The 19,531-nt window shown below is 61.5% G+C and carries 16 protein-coding genes; 9 read left to right on the forward strand and 7 right to left on the reverse strand.

The features are described 5' to 3' along the window. Positions 1-226 precede the first annotated feature (226 nt). Positions 227-1,585, forward strand: a complete 1,359-nt coding sequence (glmM, locus tag AC3E6W_RS02390) for a phosphoglucosamine mutase (RefSeq protein WP_490652224.1) — start codon at positions 227-229, stop codon at positions 1,583-1,585. A 166-nt stretch (positions 1,586-1,751) separates the two neighbouring features. On the opposite strand, the gene mscL is transcribed toward glmM, so the two are convergent. From mscL to coaA, 3 genes are all read right to left on the reverse strand, one after another. After that, positions 1,752-2,126: a large conductance mechanosensitive channel protein MscL gene (mscL, locus tag AC3E6W_RS02395; RefSeq protein WP_314365010.1), complete on the reverse strand. Its 375-nt coding sequence runs from the start codon at positions 2,124-2,126 to the stop codon at positions 1,752-1,754. A gap of 293 nt (positions 2,127-2,419) precedes the next feature. Next, positions 2,420-3,331 carry a M15 family metallopeptidase gene (locus AC3E6W_RS02400; RefSeq protein ID WP_490652225.1) on the reverse strand — a complete coding sequence of 304 codons (912 nt, stop codon included), beginning with the start codon at positions 3,329-3,331 and terminating at the stop codon, positions 2,420-2,422. Positions 3,332-3,480: 149 nt separating this feature from the next. After that, entirely contained in the window at positions 3,481-4,437 is a 957-nt protein-coding gene (coaA, locus tag AC3E6W_RS02405) for a type I pantothenate kinase (protein ID WP_005505041.1), read from the reverse strand. A 184-nt stretch (positions 4,438-4,621) separates the two neighbouring features. On the opposite strand from coaA, the gene glmS reads away from it, so the two are divergent. The 3 genes from glmS to AC3E6W_RS02420 all read left to right on the forward strand — a co-directional run bounded on the left by glmS (position 4,622) and on the right by AC3E6W_RS02420 (position 8,875). Then, positions 4,622-6,505 (forward strand): glutamine--fructose-6-phosphate transaminase (isomerizing), encoded by a 1,884-nt coding sequence (glmS, locus tag AC3E6W_RS02410; protein ID WP_490652226.1) that lies wholly within the window; start codon positions 4,622-4,624, stop codon positions 6,503-6,505. 250 nt (positions 6,506-6,755) lie between these two features. Further along, positions 6,756-7,196 carry a holo-ACP synthase gene (locus AC3E6W_RS02415; RefSeq protein ID WP_049331954.1) on the forward strand — a complete coding sequence of 147 codons (441 nt, stop codon included), beginning with the start codon at positions 6,756-6,758 and terminating at the stop codon, positions 7,194-7,196. Positions 7,197-7,288: 92 nt separating this feature from the next. Next, positions 7,289-8,875 (forward strand): bifunctional ADP-dependent NAD(P)H-hydrate dehydratase/NAD(P)H-hydrate epimerase, encoded by a 1,587-nt coding sequence (locus AC3E6W_RS02420; protein WP_070483663.1) that lies wholly within the window; start codon positions 7,289-7,291, stop codon positions 8,873-8,875. Between the two features lie 211 nt (positions 8,876-9,086). Here the strand turns inward: AC3E6W_RS02420 and AC3E6W_RS02425 are convergent, their stop codons facing one another. The 3 genes from AC3E6W_RS02425 to AC3E6W_RS02435 form a co-directional block, all read right to left on the reverse strand. Beyond that, positions 9,087-10,568: a sugar transferase gene (locus tag AC3E6W_RS02425; protein WP_490652227.1), complete on the reverse strand. Its 1,482-nt coding sequence runs from the start codon at positions 10,566-10,568 to the stop codon at positions 9,087-9,089. Positions 10,569-11,161: 593 nt separating this feature from the next. Continuing rightward, entirely contained in the window at positions 11,162-11,944 is a 783-nt protein-coding gene (locus tag AC3E6W_RS02430; protein WP_490652228.1) for a phosphatase, read from the reverse strand. Between the two features lie 66 nt (positions 11,945-12,010). Further along, the gene (locus AC3E6W_RS02435) at positions 12,011-13,339 is read right to left on the reverse strand and encodes a glycosyltransferase (protein WP_490652229.1); all 1,329 of its coding nucleotides are present in this window, start codon (positions 13,337-13,339) and stop codon (positions 12,011-12,013) included. Between the two features lie 154 nt (positions 13,340-13,493). Here AC3E6W_RS02435 and alr point away from each other — a divergent pair, with 154 nt between their 5' ends. The 5 genes from alr (at position 13,494) to tsaD (ending at position 18,124) form a co-directional block, all read left to right on the forward strand. Continuing rightward, positions 13,494-14,828, forward strand: a complete 1,335-nt coding sequence (gene alr, locus AC3E6W_RS02440; RefSeq protein WP_490652230.1) for an alanine racemase — start codon at positions 13,494-13,496, stop codon at positions 14,826-14,828. Positions 14,829-14,830: 2 nt separating this feature from the next. Continuing rightward, entirely contained in the window at positions 14,831-15,448 is a 618-nt protein-coding gene (gene tsaE, locus AC3E6W_RS02445) for a tRNA (adenosine(37)-N6)-threonylcarbamoyltransferase complex ATPase subunit type 1 TsaE (RefSeq protein ID WP_049343377.1), read from the forward strand. A 122-nt stretch (positions 15,449-15,570) separates the two neighbouring features. After that, positions 15,571-16,359: a tRNA (adenosine(37)-N6)-threonylcarbamoyltransferase complex dimerization subunit type 1 TsaB gene (tsaB, locus tag AC3E6W_RS02450; protein WP_070680250.1), complete on the forward strand. Its 789-nt coding sequence runs from the start codon at positions 15,571-15,573 to the stop codon at positions 16,357-16,359. After that, complete coding sequence (gene rimI / locus AC3E6W_RS02455; RefSeq protein ID WP_490652231.1) at positions 16,360-16,929, forward strand: ribosomal protein S18-alanine N-acetyltransferase; 570 nt, start codon at positions 16,360-16,362, stop codon at positions 16,927-16,929. Between the two features lie 94 nt (positions 16,930-17,023). Then, the gene (gene tsaD, locus AC3E6W_RS02460; RefSeq protein WP_049345721.1) at positions 17,024-18,124 is read left to right on the forward strand and encodes a tRNA (adenosine(37)-N6)-threonylcarbamoyltransferase complex transferase subunit TsaD; all 1,101 of its coding nucleotides are present in this window, start codon (positions 17,024-17,026) and stop codon (positions 18,122-18,124) included. Positions 18,125-18,224: 100 nt separating this feature from the next. On the opposite strand, the gene AC3E6W_RS02465 is transcribed toward tsaD, so the two are convergent. Continuing rightward, a complete protein-coding gene (locus tag AC3E6W_RS02465; protein ID WP_490652232.1) occupies positions 18,225-19,373 on the reverse strand; it encodes a glutamate--cysteine ligase in 1,149 nt (382 codons plus the stop codon). Between the last annotated feature and the right edge of the window lie 158 nt (positions 19,374-19,531).

Genomic DNA, 19,531 nt, shown 5'->3' on the forward strand with positions numbered 1-19,531 from the left:
GAGAGCAACAACTCAACCCTGCGGCGATATAACCGACAAACAGCTTGCGCTGTGAAGGTGCCTGCCTCTCTTTTCCCTCTCTGGGAACTGAGAGCAGGCACCTTTGCGTGTCTATAGAAACATTGGCTATGAAGCAGATATGTAGCCGCTGAAAATCACTTTCTGATTCTGAAGAAAATGCGGTGTATACGCCTGAGGAGAGTTATGCGCATCGTAAAATGAAAGGGTGACTGAACGACTTTTTGGAACCGACGGCGTACGCGGTCTGGCAAACGATGTAATTACTCCCGCCCTGGCTATGGAGCTCGCGCAGGCGGCCTCTATTGTGCTGGGCTTTGACACGGTAGAAGAGGGCGTACGCCCCCGTGCCGTAATCGCAAATGACTCCCGATCCTCTGCAGACTTTATTGTCTCTGCGATGAAGGCTGGCTTCGCTAGCGCAGGTGTTGACGTGCTGGACGCCGGCATTGTCCCCACCCCCGCAGCAGCTTACCTGGTGGCACACACCGGTGCTGACTTCGGCGTGATGATTTCTGCATCGCACAACCCGGCAGCGGACAACGGCATTAAGTTCCTGGCCCGAGGCGGCCAGAAGCTGGAAGACTCCGTTGAGGACGCCATTGAACGCGTTTATCGCGAGAAGTCCTTCCGCTACCCGACCGGTGGTGCTGTGGGTACCGTCAAGCCCCTGGAGAACGGTACCGAGGCTTACGTGAAGCACCTGGTCTCCACCCTGCCCGAAGGCAAGCCCCTCGCAGGCAAGAAGATTGTTCTGGACTGCGCAAACGGTGCGGCATACGCAGCATCTCCCGCAGCTTTCGAAGCGTTGGGTGCAGAGGTCATCGCACTGGCTGTAGAGCCCAACGGCACCAACATCAACGACGGCGTGGGTTCCACCCACCCCGAGAAGCTGCAGGCAGCAGTCGTTGAGCACGGCGCGGACCTCGGCATCGCCCACGACGGCGACTCCGACCGTTGCCAGGCAGTTGACGAAAAGGGCAACCTGGTAGACGGCGACCAGATTATGGCTATCCTTGCTGTTGCTGCTAAGCGCGAAGGCAAGCTCGCAAAGGACACCCTCGTCGCAACCGTGATGAGCAGCCTGGGCCTGGAGCTGTACTTGCGCGAGCACGGCATTACCCTCGGCCGCACCGCTGTGGGCGACCGCTACGTCCTCGAGTCTATGCGCGAGCACGGCTACAACCTCGGCGGCGAGCAGTCCGGCCACGTTATCATGAGCGACTACGCAACCACCGGTGACGGCGTTCTGACCGGCATCCAGCTGGCAACAGAGGTGGCTCGTAGCGGTCAGACCCTCTCGGAACTGGCATCCCGCATGCAGCCCACCCCGCAGCGCCTGATTAACGTCAAGGGCGTTGACCGTGCGGCGGTCAAGACCAACGAGGCGCTCGCTACCGCTGTCAGCGAGGCTGAAGGCGTACTGGGTGCCAGCGGCCGCGTGCTGCTGCGTGCATCCGGCACCGAGCCTCTGGTGCGCGTGATGGTTGAAGCTGCCACCCAGGAGCAGGCTGATGAGGTTGCTCAGCAGCTGGCTGACGTTGTGGCTAAGGAACTGGCACTCTAAAGGTATTCTTCCCTAACGGAGGATCGAGAAAGGGCTGGGAAGGTGTAGAGATACCTTCCCAGCCCTTCTGCGTTATCGGGAACAGGCACAGGGGAAGAGGATGCGGAAAACCCCCGTATCCACAGGGGATACGGGGGTTGAAAGTTAGTGGTAGAGAGCAGAGAAATTACTTCTTTGCCAGAGCGTCGCGAATCTCCTTCAGGAGTGCGATCTCGGTCTCTTCCTCTTCTTCCTCTTCCTCAGCCTTGTTCTTTGCAGCCAGCTCGGTCAGCTTCTGAACGGGCACAACAACTGCGAAGTACACAGCAACTGCGATCAGGATGAAGTTGACAACAGCGGTCAGGAACACGCCAACCTTGATCTGGTCGAAGACCAGGAATTCATCGAAGTTGGGGGACTTAACCAGCATCGAGATAGCCGGCATCAGGACGGACTGGACAAGTGCGTTCACCACAGCGGTGAAGGCGGTACCCATAATCAAACCAACTGCGAGGTCGATGACGTTACCGCGGATCAGAAAATCTTTAAAACCCTTAAGCATGAGATATAGAATAGCGCCTTTTAGGTGTTCAAAAAGCAGTATCTTGAGAAAATTTTCGTTGTAAAGCATGTGTTTTTCTTCACAGCAGTTCTATGGTGCCCAATACTTAAGGTCTAGGTAACATAAAGTATGAGTAAAAATCTCTGAAACCTGCGAAAAATCGCGGATATACGGGACCTGTCCGCGAAAAAATATGCATCTACTGTGCCTATTTATTTCCGACACGGAAGCTAGAAATACGATACACATCACCACTCGACGCACCGGGCAAAGCCGAAAGCTTAGCCCAGACCCTAGTTAGCATTTGCATAATCGGGTGCCGCACCCGTACCGATAAACTCCTCAAAAGTCTTCGCACCCGAAGACACATACTCCTGAGCAATCTGCACACCCACATAGCGGTAATGCCACGGCTCAAAACGATAACCGGTCACCGACTGACGACCATCAGGGAAACGCAAAATATATCCGTAACGCGGAGCATTCTTCGCCAACCACTGACCAGCCAGCGTATCGCGGTAACACTCCTCCAAACGGCAACCCTCAGGAGAAGCAAAATCAATCGCCAAGCCCGTCTGATGCTCCGAATAGCCGGGACGAGCCGACAACTGGTCCGCCACCTGCTGACCGTTCACCGAAACCCAATACTGATAGGTTTGCTGCTGCACCGCATACGAACGATACGCGCTAGAAACAAGCAGAGTCACGCCATCAGTAGCGGCCGCATCAATCATCGTATCCGCCGCCTTCGCCGCCTCAGCACGCAATTGATGACCGTAGAACTCCACCAGGTCACTCGGCTCCCAATCCTGCTGCGCAAAGGGGCGCATCTTATTCACGAGGCAACGCAACGAGTCCGGCTGCGACTCAACACTGGGCTGAGCAAGAGCCAGTGGGGAAGAAGAGGCGCTCGCAGAAGCACTGGTAGCAGAAGTAGCAGGGGAGGGTGCGGCAGAAGAAGTCGCCGCAGTGGAAGAGGCGCTAGACGAAGCCGCCGGAGCCGCCGCAGACTCAGAAGCAGAAGCGCTCGCTGCAGAAGATGAAGAAGACGCCCCTTGACCCTGTGAACCACAAGCCGCCAACAATGCGGTACCGCCAACCCCCAAAGCGGCACCCAAGAGAGTGCGGCGGTTCACTGCAGAACTATTAACCGCAGAACTATTAAGAGACTCCTGAGTGGTAGACGTACGGTGCAGAGACTTCACAATAACTCCTCATCATGGCGTAGACGCAAACAAAAGCGCCGGAAGCCTAAACCCATCCCGCGAGGGAGTGGGCCTCCGGCGCTCTCTACTAGAATGCACCACAATACCGGCTAAAAGCCGCACGCGAACACTAAAAACCTAAAGAACCTCTAGTTCTTACGCAGAAGAACCTGCTCCACGGTATGCTCGGCACCCTTCTGCAGAATCAAATGCGCACGAGCGCGAGTCGGCAAAACATTCTGCACCAGATTAGGCTCATTCACGCTCTTCCAAATGCCGGTCGCTACCTCAACCGCCTGCTCATCGCTCAGCTCCGCATAACGTTTGAAATATGACTCCGGATTCGCAAAAGCCGAAGAACGCAGAGTCAAGAAACGATTCACATACCAGCGCTCAATATCCTCAGTGCGGGCATCCACATAAATAGAGAAATCAAAGAAATCACTCAGCGTCAGATCGGAAGTCTCCGGACCCTCAGCCTGCGAAGGTGCCAAAACATTCAAACCCTCAAGAATCAGAACATCCGGTGCGGTGACCTCAATATGCTCATCCGGCATGATGTCGTAATACAGGTGTGAATACTTCGGCGCCACCACACGCTCGGCACCGGACTTCACCTGCGACACAAAATTCAACAGGGCACGGCGATCATAAGACTCCGGGAAACCCTTACGGTGCATAATGCCGCGACGCTGAAGCTCCGCATTCGGGTACAAGAAACCATCCGTAGTCACCAGCTGAACCTTCGGAGTAGAAGGCCAACGGCTCAAAAGAGCCTGCAAAATACGTGCCGTCGTCGACTTGCCCACAGCAACAGAACCCGCCACACCAATAATGAACGGGACACGCCGCTGAGACACATGCAGAAAATCATTCGTCATATGGTTCAACGAAGAAGCAGCAGTCACATACAGATTCAGAAGACGAGAAACCGGCAGATAAATACGCTGCACCTCTTCAAGGTCGACAGTTTCACCCAGACCACGAAGAGACTCAATTTCCTCAGCACTGAGGGGGACAGAAATCTCATCGGCTAGGTGCGACCAACGGGAACGGTCAAGATGCATGAAGCGGTCATCGCCAGAAAAATACGGTGCGGTGCTCATTTATCTAAGTGTACGAACTTTCAGCCTGCGGGGAAAATACCCGCCCTCACGGTTTGTTTGTAGAAATAAATGTATGAGAAGAAAAGGACAAAACCCAATAAAGCTAGGAAAGCCACAATAAACGTGACGTATAACGGCATTTCACCGTGCGCATATCTGGATACTTGTGGGATAAACTTATAGCATGTGTGGAATCGTAGGATATGTAGGTCTGGACACTGCTCCGGACGGTAACAAGTTTGACCACAACGCATACGATGTGGTCCTCGAAGGTCTGCGCCGCCAGGAATACCGCGGCTATGACTCTGCTGGCGTGGCACTCGTGTGCCCCGACGGTATCGTATTCCGTAAGAAGGCAGGTAAGCTCCTGAACCTTGAAAACGAGGTCAAGGAACACCCCCTGCCGGACTCCCAGATTGGTATCGGTCACACCCGTTGGGCAACCCACGGTGGACCCACCGACAACAACGCTCACCCCCACGTTGTCGACAACGGCCGCCTCGCCGTCGTACACAACGGTATTATCGAAAACTTCGCAGAACTGCGTGCCGAACTACTCGCCGAAGGCGTAGAGTTCGCATCTCAGACCGACACCGAGGTAGCTGCAGCAACCATCGCAAGCATCTACAACAAGCTCGGTACCGGTGACCTCACCGAGGCAGTACGCGTCGCATCCAACCGCCTCGAAGGTGCATTCACCATCCTGGCTATCCACGCCGACCACCCGGACCGCGTCGTGGCAACCCGCCGCAACTCCCCGCTGGTCATCGGCCTGGGCGAGAACGAGAACTTCCTCGGTTCGGACGTCTCCGCGTTCATTGACTACACCAAGGAAGCCGTCGAAATGGGTCAGGACCAGATCGTGACCATCACCGGCACCGACTACTCGATTATCGACTTCGAGGGCAACCCCGCAGAGGGCAAGCCCTTCCACATCGAGTGGGATGCAGCCGCAGCCGAAAAGGGCGGCTACAACTCCTTCATGGAGAAGGAAATCCACGAGCAGCCGACCGCCGTTGAGCAGACCCTCATGGGCCGCCTCGACGAGAACGGCAACCTGACCCTCGACGAGCTGAACATCGACGACTCGGTGCTGCGCTCGATTGACAAGATCATCGTGGTTGCTTGCGGTACCGCCGCATACGCGGGCCAGGTGGCACGCTACGCCATCGAACACTGGTGCCGTATCCCCACCGAGGTTGAGCTCGCCCACGAGTTCCGCTACCGCGACCCGATCGTGAACGAGAAGACCCTGATTGTGGCCCTCTCGCAGTCCGGCGAAACCATGGACACCCTGATGGCCGTGCGCCACGCACGCGAACAGGGCGCAAAGGTTATCTCCATCTGCAACACCCACGGTTCGACCCTGCCCCGCGAATCCGACGCTGCGCTGTACACCCACGCCGGCCCCGAAATCGCAGTTGCCTCGACCAAGGCATTCCTGGCACAGATCACCGCAGCATACCTGCTCGGCCTGTACCTGGCACAGCTGCGCGGCAACAAGTACAAGGACGAGATTGCCTCGATCCTCTCTGAGCTGCAGCAGATGCCCGAGAAGATTCAGAAGGTCATCGACAACGACGCACCGGTTAAGGAACTGGGCGTCGAGATGAAGGATGCCTCCTCCGTCATCTTCCTCGGCCGCCACGTGGGCTTCCCCGTTGCTATGGAGGGCGCACTCAAGCTCAAGGAAATCACCTACATCCACGCTGAAGGCTTCGCCGCTGGCGAGCTCAAGCACGGCCCGATCGCTCTGATCGACGAGGGTCAGCCCGTGATTATTGTGGTTCCCTCCGCAAGCGGACGCGACTCCCTGCACGGCAAGGTCGTCTCCAACATCCAGGAGGTGCGCGCTCGCGGCGCCTTCACCATCGTCATCGCTGAGGAAGGCGACGAGGCAGTCAAGCCCTACGCAGACCGCCTCATCACCGTCCCGGCTTGCCCCTCGCTGCTGCAGCCGCTGCTGGCCACCGTGCCCCTGCAGATTTTCGCCTGCGCACTGGCTGAAGCCAAGGGCCTGGACGTTGACCAGCCGCGTAACCTCGCAAAGTCCGTGACCGTGGAGTAATCACACGGCTCGAACGTTGCTCGATTGGGTGGTGGTTGAGTTCCCTAGGGAACTCAACCACCACCCTTTGCATTTATCCGAAAGACGAGTACAAGACAACGCGCAGAGTAACCGAACAGGAACGTCAGGAGATTTGAAACGCGTCATATTTGACGCTTAGCCGCACAGAAGCGTGGAAGCTCGCTAGACTTAAAACAAGAGAAGCCGCAACGACCGCGGCCGTAGTACCCGCCAAGGGAAGGTGTACCTCATGATCATGGGAATCGGCGTAGATACCGTCAATATTGAGCGTTTCGAACGGATCATCACCGAAACGCCGGCCTTCGTACGCCGCATTTTCACCCCCAACGAGCGAAGCCGTAACGTGCGTTCCCAAGCTGTGCGATTCGCCGCCAAGGAAGCCGTCGCCAAGGTTCTCGGAGCGCCCGCCGGGCTCAACTGGCAGGACTGCGAGGTCGCCACCGCCGAAAGCGGGCAGCCCTACCTCATCATTCGCGGTACTATCGCCGACCGCGCTCGAAAGCTCGGGATTAACCGCATCCACCTTTCACTCACCCACGATGAGCCCATGGCTATTGCCATCGCTACCGCAGAGTATCTGAGCGACGCCGAGCTGGAGCACCTGCGGAAGTTCAACCCCGAAAGCTACCGGCTCAGCGTCATCACCGAAACCTCCGCTGACGAGGGGTAGAAGAGGATTCTTCGCGCCATCGTTTAGCCGCAGATCCCACCCGCCGCGCCCCGCGGCACCCCGGTCCATCCGCCGCCACTAAGGAGACAGCAATGAAGCTTATCTACACCGCATCCCAGATTCGCGAAGCGGAAAAGCCCTACATCGAGGCACCCGACTACGACGGCTACCTCATGCAGCGTGCCGCCGACGCGGTCGCTACCGAAGCCATTGGCCTGCTCGATGGCCGACAGGGAGCCTCCGTACTTCTGCTCGTTGGCCCGGGCAACAACGGATCTGACACCGTTTATGCCGGCGCTCGACTGAGCGCTAACGGGCACCGTGTGGACGCCGTGGTCTTCGAACCCAGCGAAAAGAACCTAGAGCTTATCGCCCGTGAGGGCGGCGAAGGCACGCGGGTGCTCGACCCCGCCAAAGCCCTGGAACAGGTGAAGGAATACGACCTCATCATTGACGGCATCCTCGGAACTGGCTCGAGCGGCGCCGTGCGAGGAGAAGCGGGGGAGTTCCTGCGTACCCTGTGCGCAACCCAGAAGAAGGGTCGCCTCGGCCGAGTGCTTGCCGTTGACACCCCCTCTGGTATCGACAACAACCGAGGGACCGTTCACGAACCCGTTCTGCGCGCTGACCGCACCGTCACCTTCATCGGCCGTAAGCTACCGCTCGGAACCGTTCACAGCGAGCACGCCGGCGACGTTAAGCTCTACACCCTGGGTGTGCCGGAAGCCCTCAACCGCTTCAAGCCCGCCATGCGCGTCATGGAACGACAAGACTTCCGCGATACCCTCGAGGTCCCCAACGCCCACTCTCATAAGTACACCCGCGGGGTGCTCGGTATGCTCACCGGAAGCCTCGAGTACCCGGGGGCGGCCCTGATGAGCGTGCGCGCCGCGCTCAATTGCGGCGTGGGTATGGTACGTTTTGGCACGAACTCCCACGAGCTACGCCAGCTCATGATTGCCCACAACCCCGAGGCCGTCTACTTCTCCGGAACCCCCGCAGTGCAGCGGGTGACCGTATGGGCCGGTGGCTCCGGATCCGGCCACGACTCGCTGGATAAGAACCGCTACCTACTGCACGCGCCGGAGCCGGCCATCCTGGATGCCGGTGCCTGCGACCTGGCCGCTGAATACCTGGCCACCGGTAAGCGCCTCGGACCCCACAAGATTCTGACCCCGCACGCCGGCGAGCTTGAACGCTTCCTGCGCATCGTGCACGAGGTTGCTCCCAGCGATTGGGAAGCTCATCTGGGGGATGCCATCGTGCCCAGCCGCCGCGATATCGACGCTGAACCCTTCCGCTGGGCGCGTGCCGCCTCCGAGCTCTCCGGCGCAACCGTCATGCTCAAGGGCGGATACACGATTATCGCGGCCCCCAACGGCGCCACCTACAGCGTGGCCGGCGGAACCCCCTGGCTGGCCACCGCCGGTAGCGGAGATACCCTAACCGGTATCTACGGCGCTCTGCTGGCCCAAACCATTGCAGTGCTCAACGCCGGCGACGAGCCCATCGAGGTGTGTACCTACTCCGCAGTGGGCGCCCTCGCCGTCTACCTGCACGGTCAGGCCGCCCGAGCCAGCGTCACCGGAAATACCGCAGACCCCCTGGATGGGCCCGCACCCGCCACTCGAGTGGCTCAGATGTTGCCGGAGGTAATCGCACGACTCCTCGCGGATTAGGGAAAGAATCTCCCGCGCGGCCCACTGCCTAAACGATTGAGGCTTTCAATCGCAGCATGAATACGGCAGATAAACGCAGAAGGGGCGTGAACCCAACGGGTTCACGCCCCTTCGACGCATTTACGTATCGGCGTGCGATGCTCGAGATGCCTGTGCCGGGACAACCTCTCTAGAGCGGCATACACACCGGTGGGAAAACCCACGGCGTACCTTAGTACGCGCCCTCCTTCGCAAAGACCGCACGAACGGTGCGCAGGAGAATGATGAAGTCGCCGGTCAGCGACCAGTTCTCAACGTAGTAGAGGTCCAGGCGAACCGACTCTTCCCAAGAGAGGTCGCTACGACCCGACACCTGCCACAGGCCCGTAATACCGGGCTTCACCAGCAGGCGACGGTACGCGATATCCTCGTACTGCTCGACCTCTTCCACCAGCGGCGGGCGGGGGCCCACCAGCGACATATCGCCGATGAACACGTTCCACAGCTGGGGCAGCTCATCAATCGAGTACTTGCGGATGAACTTACCAATAGGGGTAATACGCGGGTCATCCTTCATCTTGAAGAGCACGCCGTTACCCTCGTTCTGCTCCATGAGGCGCTTCTTGACCTCTTCCGCATCGGTGCGCATGGAACGGAACTTCACCATCTTGAACAGCTCACCGTTCAGACCCACACGACTCTGCAGGAAGAAGACAGGGCCACCATCACGCTTAACCAGCAGAGCAACCACCAGGAACAGCGGGGACAGCAGAATCAGACCCAGGCCCGAAGCGATGACGTCCACGGAGCGCTTGAAGAAGGCCGACAAGCCGGTGATGCGCGGGGTCGACACGTGCACCAGCGGCAGGCCGTTCAGCGGCTGCATGTGCATACGGGGGCCGGCGATATCGGTCGTAGCGGGAGCCATAATCAGTGAGATGTGGGCGTCCGCGAGCTTCCAACCCAGCAGGCGAACCTGATCCGGGCTCAAGTGGTGACCATTCGTAACAGCAACCATGTGAATATCGTTCTCGCGGATAGCATCCATAATATCGGCCGGGGAGGTGCTGTAACCGAGCACCGGAATCGGTGCACCAGCAACAGTGGTACCCGGGGTGAAACCGGGCAGATAGAACGCAGCGGGGGACAGGCCGGAAGCGATCACGCCCTCCAGGTTCTTGTACAGGTGCTGACCGGTCGTCACATCAGAAATAATCATGACGCGAGTGAGCGCACGACCGCGGGTACGCGAACGCACCAGACCCTGACGAATCAGCCAACGCTCGATGAGCAGGAGGAGAAGGCCCAGCGGGTAAGCAATCAGCAAGTACATGCGGGTGACGTCAACCTTGAGGAAGAACGCCAGAATAATAAGCCCGCAGAAGAAGTAGGTAGTGCCGCGAGTGATGAGGCGGTACTCCTCGGTGCCGAAGCCCATGATGCGCAGGCTACGAGAGCCATTGAGCTGGAGGATAATCCACCAGCCGATAATCATGCCGACGCCCAGGAAAATGTAATCCATAGCGGGCACTCGGCCGTCCAGAACGTTAATGGGCCAGACATTCACGTAGGGCAGGTCTGCGTTTTCTAGGCCGAAGCGAATAAGGTGGGCAGCGAGAACCGCCAGGGTGATGGATGCAAAATCACCCAGGTAGAGGGCACGCTGAACCTTCGGGTGCCAGCTTCGCTTAACAACGAAGTCTGCGCCCCACATTTTTTTGAGACGATCTTGTACTTTCAACGGTGTAATCTTCCCCGGAAATTTGTCCTGTGCTGCGGACAGAGAGCGGCGAATAGGCACATTTACCCCTAAATATCGGTGCAAGGAGCCGTATTCTTATCTTTGTCTGTTGAATGAGTGAACAGTAACCGTGCTGAGTAAACAATGGCAGGGATTACGGTAAAGGCGCTGGTGAGGCGCCTAATGGAGCGTTATATCGAGCCAGAAGCACAATAACGTGTTCCGTAAACTATTCTACGGGTTTATGGGTCTTCCGTCCCGAAGAACGATAGCGATATCTGTCGCCTATAGTGATGAAATCAATCACAGAGGGTGAAAGATGTATAAGCTTTCTCGACTAGGAGATAACTAAATGATGGGCGCTATATTTGGCACCCGCGTGTATCTTTCCGGGGGGGATTCTCAGAACAGTGTAAAAGCCCGTCCGCGGTAGGTCGAGTACGAGAACAGCGACAACAAACGATACCCCGGACCTTGCGAGGCGGGAACCTGCGAATCCGGGGTATCGAGTTACACACGGCAACCCGACCAGCGGGGTAAACCATGACGAAAACGGCGAGAACCTACTAGGGGCGCTCGAGGCCCGCGCGGTCCAGGATGAAATCAATCATCGGCTCGTAACGGCGCGGCGGGACGTTATCGTCCATCGGCACGCACACCGGCAGATCCCCCTGCTCCGCGGCCACGAACAGGCCCGGATCGTTACAATCGGCGATACCAATCGTCAGCAGCTTGCGAGTCGACGAGGCGTAGCCGGCCATGCCGTGATCGGAAACCACCAGGTCGGGGACCACGCCGCGGGCCTGCAACTGGTCCAGGGCGATGCGCATCGGGCCGGGGAAGTGCGTGTGCTGCAGATTGCCGTACTGCTCGAACATCACGACGTCCATAATCTGGCGGACATCGCCGTCCAGGAAACGCTCGCCCTCTTCAATCTGAAGGACCTCGGCACCCGCGGCACGGGCCGCCGCGGCCAGCACCGCATAAATTGGGAAGAGGCCCGCCGGGTGACCGGTCGCAAACAGGATACGGGAGCCGGAGCGCACCGCATCACCGAAGATACGGGCGTACTCCTCCAGGGCGCTGATGCACTGCTCCGCACCGATCGTGTCCTGGCCGTGCGTGTGGGAGCGGTCGGGGTTCAGGCCGGCGCGGCGAACCATCACCTCAAACACAGAGTCGTAGTCCCAATCGCGGGTCCACTGCACGCCAAACTCGAGGTGCTCGTTGCCGTCAAGGAAACCCTGAATATGGTCCAGGTTGTTTTCGCGGGGGGTTGCCACCTCGCCGGTGATGCGGGCGGAGTCCAGGTAAGCGGCGAATTCATCGCGGCTCATGGAGAAGGGCATGAAAGCTCCTTTGGGGAAATCGGTAGAAGTAGAAAAGTCGAGGGTGATGTAAGCTTCGCGAAGCGGCTATGTTTCAGCGGGCCGAGGCACCGGCACGGCGGTCTCGTAGACGTCCAGAGTCTTGCGGGCCGTGGATTCCCAGCTCATCGAACGGGCGCGGGCCGCCGCGTTCGCCCCCAGAGAGTGGCGTAGGTACGGGGCGCGCACGAGGCGTTCGATAGCCACCGCCCAGCGTTCGGCGGTGCGGGGCGCCACAAGCAGACCCGTACGGTGGTTTTCCACGGCAAAACGTAGGCCGTCAACGTCGGAGGCGAGGACCGCCGCACCGCAGGCCTGCGCCTCCAGGGCGACCAAACCAAAGGTCTCAGACGAGGAAGGACAGGCCACGATATCGGCACTGCGGAAGATGCGGGCGAGCTCCTCCGGCGGTACCGGATCCTTCAGCCGAACCCGATCGGCGAGGCCGAGCTCGGCGGCGCGTTCCAGCAGACGCTGCTCGTAGTTCGACTCGGAACGGCCAATAATATCGAGCTCCACCTGAAGGTCCCGGGGGAGCAGGGAGAGCGCCTCCACGAGCAGGTGCGGCCCCTTCAACGGCTGGGGTCGGCCGGCAAACACGATGCGGCACCGGGTCTCGGAGGTGTCGTGATCGGGGTGAACGCCGGGGAGCGGGCGGAAGATATCGGTATCCACTCCCGGGGTGATAATGCTGATTCGCCCGGAGAGGCTCGGGTGGCTTTGCGCCAGTTCCTCGGCCTCCAGCGGGGTGTTCACAATGTACCCGTCCACGAAGGCCGGTAGTCGGTTCTCGATGCTGTGGCGAATACGCGGTTCGGCGGGTTCGCCCGGGCCGCGCCGCGCATCCTTAGCGGCCGCGGTGGTGTGCGGGGTGAAGAAAATTGCGACGGCCCTGGTCGAGAGGCGATGCTCGCCGGAACTGCCGGAGCTACCGGAGCCGTCGGGAACCCGCCCGGGAAAGAGCCTGCGGCTCCACGCGCCCTCTGCCTGCACCGCAGCCCAGCCGGAGAGCCAATAGTGCGCGTGAATCACATCGGGAACATTCATGGCCTGGGTGACGCAGGATTGGGCGAAGTCCTCCAGGTATTCGGCAAGGTCATTCTTTGTCGCTTCGCGCGCCGCGGGAACGTCAATGTAGTGACGTACCAGGCGCGAACCCCACTCGGGGTCCTCGACGTGCGCCCGTTCGGGAGCCTGCGGGGTGCGGTTCAGCGTAAAAACCTCAACCTTCAGCTGAGGATTAATGGTGAGCATAGCCCGCACGGACTGCGCGATGTAGACGTTCATGCCGCCCGCATCCCCGCTACCGGGCTGTGCAAAGGGGTCGGTGTGCATAGAGTACACGTGAACCGTTCGGACTGCCTCGGGGCTACTCATCGACGCTTTCCTCTCTATAGCACAGCGCAAAGACCTACCCGCCTAGTGTATCGCGACAGGACTTTCACACGTCGGGAGGTCTAGAATTTAGTACAGACCGGCCGCCTCACGGCGGCCCACGAAAGAACCCACCACGAGAAAGACCTCGACGGACATGACCCACCCCTCCGAGCAACAGGCCGCACCGCTGTACTGCCCGCCCTGCACCCCCGAGCGTGAGGAACGCACCGCGTACATTGACCTCGACGCCATCGAGCACAACGTGCGCCGCCTCAAGGAGCTGATTGGCCCCCGCGTGCTCATCGCCATCGTCAAGGCGGACGCCTACGGCCACGGTGCCTACCCGGTGGCTCGTTCCGCTCTGGCCGCCGGCGCCGACATGCTCGGTCTCGTGCACGTCAACGAGGCCCTGGATCTGCGTGCCGACGGTATCGAAGCCCCCCTCATCGCCTGGCTGCACACTCCCTCCACCGACTTTGACGCGGCCCTGCGCGAGGGCGTTCGCCTGGGCGTCTCCGGCTGGGACCTGGAGGCGGTTGCCGCCGCCGCCGAACGCACCGGCGAGCGCGCCATCGTGCATCTAGCGGCCGATACCGGCCTGGGCCGCAACGGCGCCACGGTCGAAGAGTGGCCGGCCCTCGTGGCCCGCGCCGCCCAGCTGGAACGCGAGGGCCTGGTCCGCGTGGAGGGAATCTTCAGCCACCTGGCCGTGGCCGACGAACCCCTCCGCTCCGAAACCGCGGAGCAGCTGAAGGTTCTGGAGGGCTTCGTCGCCCGGGCGAAGGATGCGGGTTTGACTCCCGAGCTCGTGCACCTGGCCAACTCTCCCGCAACCCTGACCGCCGCCCTGGACGGCTGGCAGGCCGATGAGAGCCTGCTCGTCGACGGCGTGCGCTGCGGCCTAGCCCTCTACGGCCTCTCTCCGCTTCCCGAGGCGACCTCCGCGGACCTGGGGCTTGAACCGGCCATGACGGTGAGCAGCTACATCGCCAACGTGAAGGAAGTTCCCGCAGGTCAGGGCGTTTCCTACGGGCTGCGCTACCACACCGAGAAGCCCACGACCCTGGCTCTGGTGCCCCTCGGCTACGCCGACGGCGTGCCCCGTATCGCGGAGAACGCGCCGGTGCGCATCTACCCCGGCGCACAGGACGAAGCGGCCGGGCGTATCCCCGTGGGACCGGAGGGTAAGAACTACCGAGTGGTGGGTCGCATCGCCATGGACCAGATGGTTGTCGACCTGGGCGAGGCGGGCCTGAGCGACCCCGCTCTGGGCTACCTGGGAGCCCCGGTGGTTCTCTTCGGAGCCGGCGAGAACCCTCCCGTCGAAGAATGGGCCGAGGCCGCGCAGACCATTAACTACGAAATCGTGACCCGCATTTCGTACCGCGTGCCCCGCGTGTACGTGGGTGGCTCCTGGGTGGAGGCCGAACTCGACGGGCTCTGGGGCACCGAGACCGCCGAGACCGCAAACGAAGAGCGCGAGGGGTAAAGATGTCTGAGTATGTCTCCGCCGCCCTCGACCTGGACGTGACCGGGCCCGAGCACACGCGCCGCCTGGCGCTCGCCCTGGCGGAATACCTCAAGGCCGGGGACGTGCTCCTACTCTCCGGTGAGCTCGGCGCGGGCAAGACCACGTTCACCCGCTCCCTGGGGGAGGGGCTGGGCGTGCGCGAGGGCGTTATCTCCCCGACCTTCGTGCTCTCGCGCGTTCACCCGAACCTGCCGGAGGGCCCCCGACCCGGTGGCCCCGACCTGGTGCACGTGGACGCCTACCGCCTCTCCAGCGCCGAGGAGCTCGACGACCTGGACCTGGAGTTCTCCCTGCCGCGCTCGGTGACCGTCATCGAGTGGGGTCGCGGCAAGGCCGAGCACCTGAGCGATTCCCGCCTGGAGCTGGACTTTACCCGCCTGACCGGTGCCGATGCGCGCTTTGCCTACTCGGAGGAATTCAGCTGGGACGACGAAGATGAGAGCGTAGCCGAGGACGGCTCGGATGGTGAGGACCTCGAGGCGGATGTGCCCGAGCCTCGCCTGCTGCGCGTGCGCGCCTTCGGCCCTCGCTGGGAGGGTACCTTCGAGGAGCTCGCCGACCGACTCCGCGAGGCCTAGCCCCCGCACAGATATGGCGGGCGGCCCGCTGAGGGATAAGCCTCCCGGAGCCCCTCGGGCACCGCGTATCGCTCCCGGCGCACCCGCCGGGGGCCTCGGCGGGTGCGCGTTAGAATGGGAGGGTGCTAGTACTTGCCCTTGATTCATCCGCCACCGCATCCGTGGCGCTCGCCCGCGTGCACGGCTCCGAAGCCGGTGCTTCCTTTGATATTCTGGCCCGCTTCGAGAGCGAAGATACCCGCTCCCATGCCGAAGTCATGGCCCCCTTCACCCGCGCCGCCCTGCAGGAGGCCGGCGTGCGCGGCGAGGAGCTGGACGCGATCCTGACCGGTACCGGCCCGGGCCCCTTCACCGGCTTGCGCGCCGGTATTGTCACCGCGCGCGCCCTGGGATTTGCTTGGTCCGTGCCCGTGTACGGCATGATGAGTCTGACCGCTCTGGCCGAGCGTGCCTATCAAGAACGGGTATTCGCTCAGGGCGGGGAAGCCGGCGAGGCGGAAGGCGCTGAGCTGCTGGTCGCCTCCGATGCGCGCCGCCGCGAGGTCTACTCCGCACGCTACCGCGTCAACACCGAGGGCTACAGCCTGGTGGACGGGCCGACCGTGAGCCCCGCCTCCGAAATTCTGCCCGGTGAGGGCCCCTCCTACGCCTACGGCTACGGTGCCGGCCTGTACGCCGAAACCCTGCGCGAATTGGGCTGGGATCTTGTGGAAGCGGGGGAGGGAATCCACCCCCACGCCGAGTACCTGCTGGCTGCCGCGGCACGACGGGGCCTTAACGCCCTGAGCCTCGACACCTCAGCCCTGTACCTGCGTGACTCCGATGCGAAGATCCCCGCCGCGATGCTGGCCCGCCAGCAGAAGCAGGCCGCACGGGCTACCGCACAAACTGTCGGGCAGAGGGAGGGCTAAATGAGTGCAGCCGAGAACTCCACTGAGAACTCTGAAAACATCGTGCGGGACGGTCTGGCCATAGGCGCTCGCCTGCGCGTGGCTGAGCTGCCCGATGTGCAGGCCATGCATGCCATGGAGACCACCCTATTCCCCGCCGACGCCTGGCACATCGACATGTTCCTGGCGGAAATCACCCACCCGACCCGCACGTACTACCTGCTGGAGATCCCTACGAAGAACGCGGCGGGCGATGACCCGGATGCCGTTACCGAACGGTACTTCACCGATGGGGAAGATACCTGGCTCGCTATCGGCTATTGCGGCACCATGGTGGTCGCCGATACCGCTGACGTGCAGACCATCGGTGTGCTTCCCGAGTACGAGGGGCATGGCTTCGGCCGGGCCATGCTCGAGCAGATGCACGCGAGAGCCCGCGAGCTGGGGGCCGAGCGCATCCTGCTGGAGGTGCGTGCCGACAACCCGCGCGCCCAGCGCCTCTACGAACGTAACGGCTACCGCCAGATTCACGTGCGCCGCCGCTACTACGATGACGGGACCGACGCCATTATCATGGAATGTACGTTCTAGATAGCACGGTATTCCCCTCATTCCTCAGCCATTTTCTTCACCACAGCATTACTACGCGCGGCCGACGTGAGGCCGCGCGACAGAAAGACGAACTATGAGCACTCGCGAACCCCTCGTGTTGGGCATTGAATCCTCCTGCGACGAGACCGGAATCGGCATTGTGCGCGGCGCGCAGCTGCTGAGCAACACCATTTCCTCCTCGATGGAGGAGCACGTGCGCTTCGGCGGCGTGATTCCTGAGATCGCCTCTCGCGCCCACCTGGATGCGATGATTCCCGCCCTCAAGGCGGCACTCGCCGAAGCGGACATTACCCTCGACGAAGTGGACGCCATCGCCGTGACCGCGGGTCCCGGTCTGGCCGGTGCCCTCATGGTGGGTGTTTCCGCGGCAAAGGCGCTCGCCATCGCCACCGGCAAGCCCCTCTACGGCATTAACCACCTGGTCGCGCACGTTGGCGTTGGCCTGCTCGAGGACAACGGCACCGAGGACGGCTCCGACCTGCTGGCCAACGCCGGCTCGGGCGGCCTGGGCGCGCTTCTGGTTTCTGGTGGTCACACCGAAATCCTGCAGGTGCGCGACATTACCTCCGATGTGCGCCTGCTCGGCGCAACCCTGGATGACGCCGCCGGCGAGGCCTACGACAAGGTCGCCCGCCTGCTCGGCCTCAACTACCCGGGCGGCCCCGCCATCGACCGCGCCGCCGCAGAGGGCAACCGCAACGCCTTCGTGTTCCCGCGCGGCCTGTCGAACCGCAAATTCATGGGCACCGCCGAGAACCCCGGAGAGCATCGCTACGACTTCTCCTTCTCGGGCCTGAAGACCGCCGTGGCGCGCGTGATTGAGAGCTTCGAAGCCGCCGGTGAAGAGGTCCCGGTTGCTGATATCGCCGCCTCCTTCCAAGAAGCGGTCGTGGACGTCATCACTAAGAAGGCGATGCTCGCCTGCCGCGAGCAGGGCATGAAGACCCTGCTACTCGGCGGTGGCGTGGCGGCAAACTCGCGTCTGCGCGAGCTGCTGGCCGCCCGATGCGCCTCCGAGGGTGTGCGCCTAATCATTCCGAAGTTCACCCTGTGCACCGACAACGGCGCGATGGTTGCCGCCCTGGGCGCCCGCCTGGTCGCCGCGGGCCGCGAGCCTTCGGGCGTGGACTTCACGACGGACTCCTCGCTGCCGGTGACCACCGTCTGCTTCTAAACTGCCTGCTTCTAAAAAAGCTCGTAGAAATGCCTCGGCACAGTCTCATGATGACTGCGCCGAGGCATTTTACGTATCTAAGTTTTCTTCCCGCGAGGGGTTAGCGCAGCGCTCGCGCACGAGACTGCGCGGCAACGTCTAGTGCCACCTCACGCATCGAGCCGGTGCGCTCGAACACTGCACGCTGGCGGTCGGCTCCCGTACCTTCCGCAAGGATGCGGCGCACCTGTGCCAGCTCCACCTCGCAGTCCAGGTCGCGGGCCACCGGCTCCAGCTCGGGCAGCAACAGTTCAAAGTCCTCGCGCAAGGTGCGCTGCTCCGGCGCGTTGGAAACCACGATCTTTGCGTCCAGGCCGTAGCGGGCCACGCGCCACTTATTCTCCTGCGCGTGCCAGGGGGCCAGCACCTCGGGCTTGTCGCCGGCCTCAATGCGGCGGGAGAAGTACTCCACCAGGCACTGCGTGAACGCCACAACCGCGGCAACATCCGGCAGGGAGGCCAAGCCGTCGCAATAGCGCATCTCGATGGTGCCGTAGCGCGGAACCGGGCGCACATCCCAGCGGTCCTCACTCGGGTCGTTAATCACGTCGGTCGCCACCAGTGAATCCAGGTACTCGTTGTACTGCTCCCAGGTGTCGAAGTGGAAGGGCAGGCCGTTGGTCGGCAGCTGCTGGTAGAGCTGGGTGCGGTGCGAGGCGTAACCGGTGTCGATGCCCTCCCAGTATGGGGAGGAGCAGGAGAGCGCCAGCAGGTGCGGCCCGTAGTTGGTGAGCGCGTCAACGAGCGGCAGAACCTTATCGCGAGAATCCACACCCACGTGCACGTGCACGCCGTAGATGACCATGTGGCGGCCCCAATACTGGGCGCGCTCCACGACGCGCCGATAGCGTTCTTTGGCCACGACGGGCTGCTCGGACCAGCGGGAGAACGGATGCGTGCCCGCCGGGTAGAACTCGATACCCAGCCCGTCGGTAATCTCGCGAATGGTGTCGGTCAACTCCTGCAGCTGGCGGCAGGCCTGCGCCACGGTCGTGCAGACGCCGGTGATGATCTCGATGGTGTTCTCCAGGAATTCCCCGGTCACGTGTGCCCGGTCGGAGGCGGGCTCCAACAGTTCGGGGCGGCGCTCGCGCAGGATGCCGAGCACCTCTGCGGCGCGCTGGGTCAGTTCGCCGCTTTCACGGTCGATGAGTGCAATCTCCCATTCCACGCCGAGGGTGGACTGAGGGGAGGAAGCAAAGTCGATCATAGGACCTTTCCTGCGTCTGGAAATAGTGTCGTACACAGTGCCGACTACGGAAGTTTGCTATCGGTGAGATCTGCCCGGCAGGGGACTAGCTGGTGAGAGCCTACTCCGCGGGGGAGTACCTCTACTGGGCAGCATGTCTTTATCAGGCCCCGTATCTT

The sequence above is a fragment of the Rothia sp. SCPM-O-B-18226 (M350) genome, assembly GCF_058213595.1.

Excerpts from the sequence above, each read along its gene's own strand:
- glmS (WP_490652226.1), top strand. The coding sequence starts at position 4,622 with ATGTGTGGAATCGTAGGATATGTAGGTCTGGACACTGCTCCGGACGGT.
- coaA (WP_005505041.1), bottom strand. The coding sequence starts at position 4,437 with ATGAGCACCGCACCGTATTTTTCTGGCGATGACCGCTTCATGCATCTT.
- AC3E6W_RS02435 (WP_490652229.1), bottom strand. The coding sequence starts at position 13,339 with ATGAGTAGCCCCGAGGCAGTCCGAACGGTTCACGTGTACTCTATGCAC.
- tsaE (WP_049343377.1), top strand. The coding sequence starts at position 14,831 with ATGTCTGAGTATGTCTCCGCCGCCCTCGACCTGGACGTGACCGGGCCC.
- rimI (WP_490652231.1), top strand. The coding sequence starts at position 16,360 with ATGAGTGCAGCCGAGAACTCCACTGAGAACTCTGAAAACATCGTGCGG.
- mscL (WP_314365010.1), bottom strand. The coding sequence starts at position 2,126 with ATGCTTAAGGGTTTTAAAGATTTTCTGATCCGCGGTAACGTCATCGAC.
- tsaD (WP_049345721.1), top strand. The coding sequence starts at position 17,024 with ATGAGCACTCGCGAACCCCTCGTGTTGGGCATTGAATCCTCCTGCGAC.
- AC3E6W_RS02420 (WP_070483663.1), top strand. The coding sequence starts at position 7,289 with ATGAAGCTTATCTACACCGCATCCCAGATTCGCGAAGCGGAAAAGCCC.
- AC3E6W_RS02415 (WP_049331954.1), top strand. The coding sequence starts at position 6,756 with ATGATCATGGGAATCGGCGTAGATACCGTCAATATTGAGCGTTTCGAA.
- AC3E6W_RS02430 (WP_490652228.1), bottom strand. The coding sequence starts at position 11,944 with ATGCCCTTCTCCATGAGCCGCGATGAATTCGCCGCTTACCTGGACTCC.
- alr (WP_490652230.1), top strand. The coding sequence starts at position 13,494 with ATGACCCACCCCTCCGAGCAACAGGCCGCACCGCTGTACTGCCCGCCC.
- AC3E6W_RS02425 (WP_490652227.1), bottom strand. The coding sequence starts at position 10,568 with ATGTGGGGCGCAGACTTCGTTGTTAAGCGAAGCTGGCACCCGAAGGTT.
- AC3E6W_RS02465 (WP_490652232.1), bottom strand. The coding sequence starts at position 19,373 with ATGATCGACTTTGCTTCCTCCCCTCAGTCCACCCTCGGCGTGGAATGG.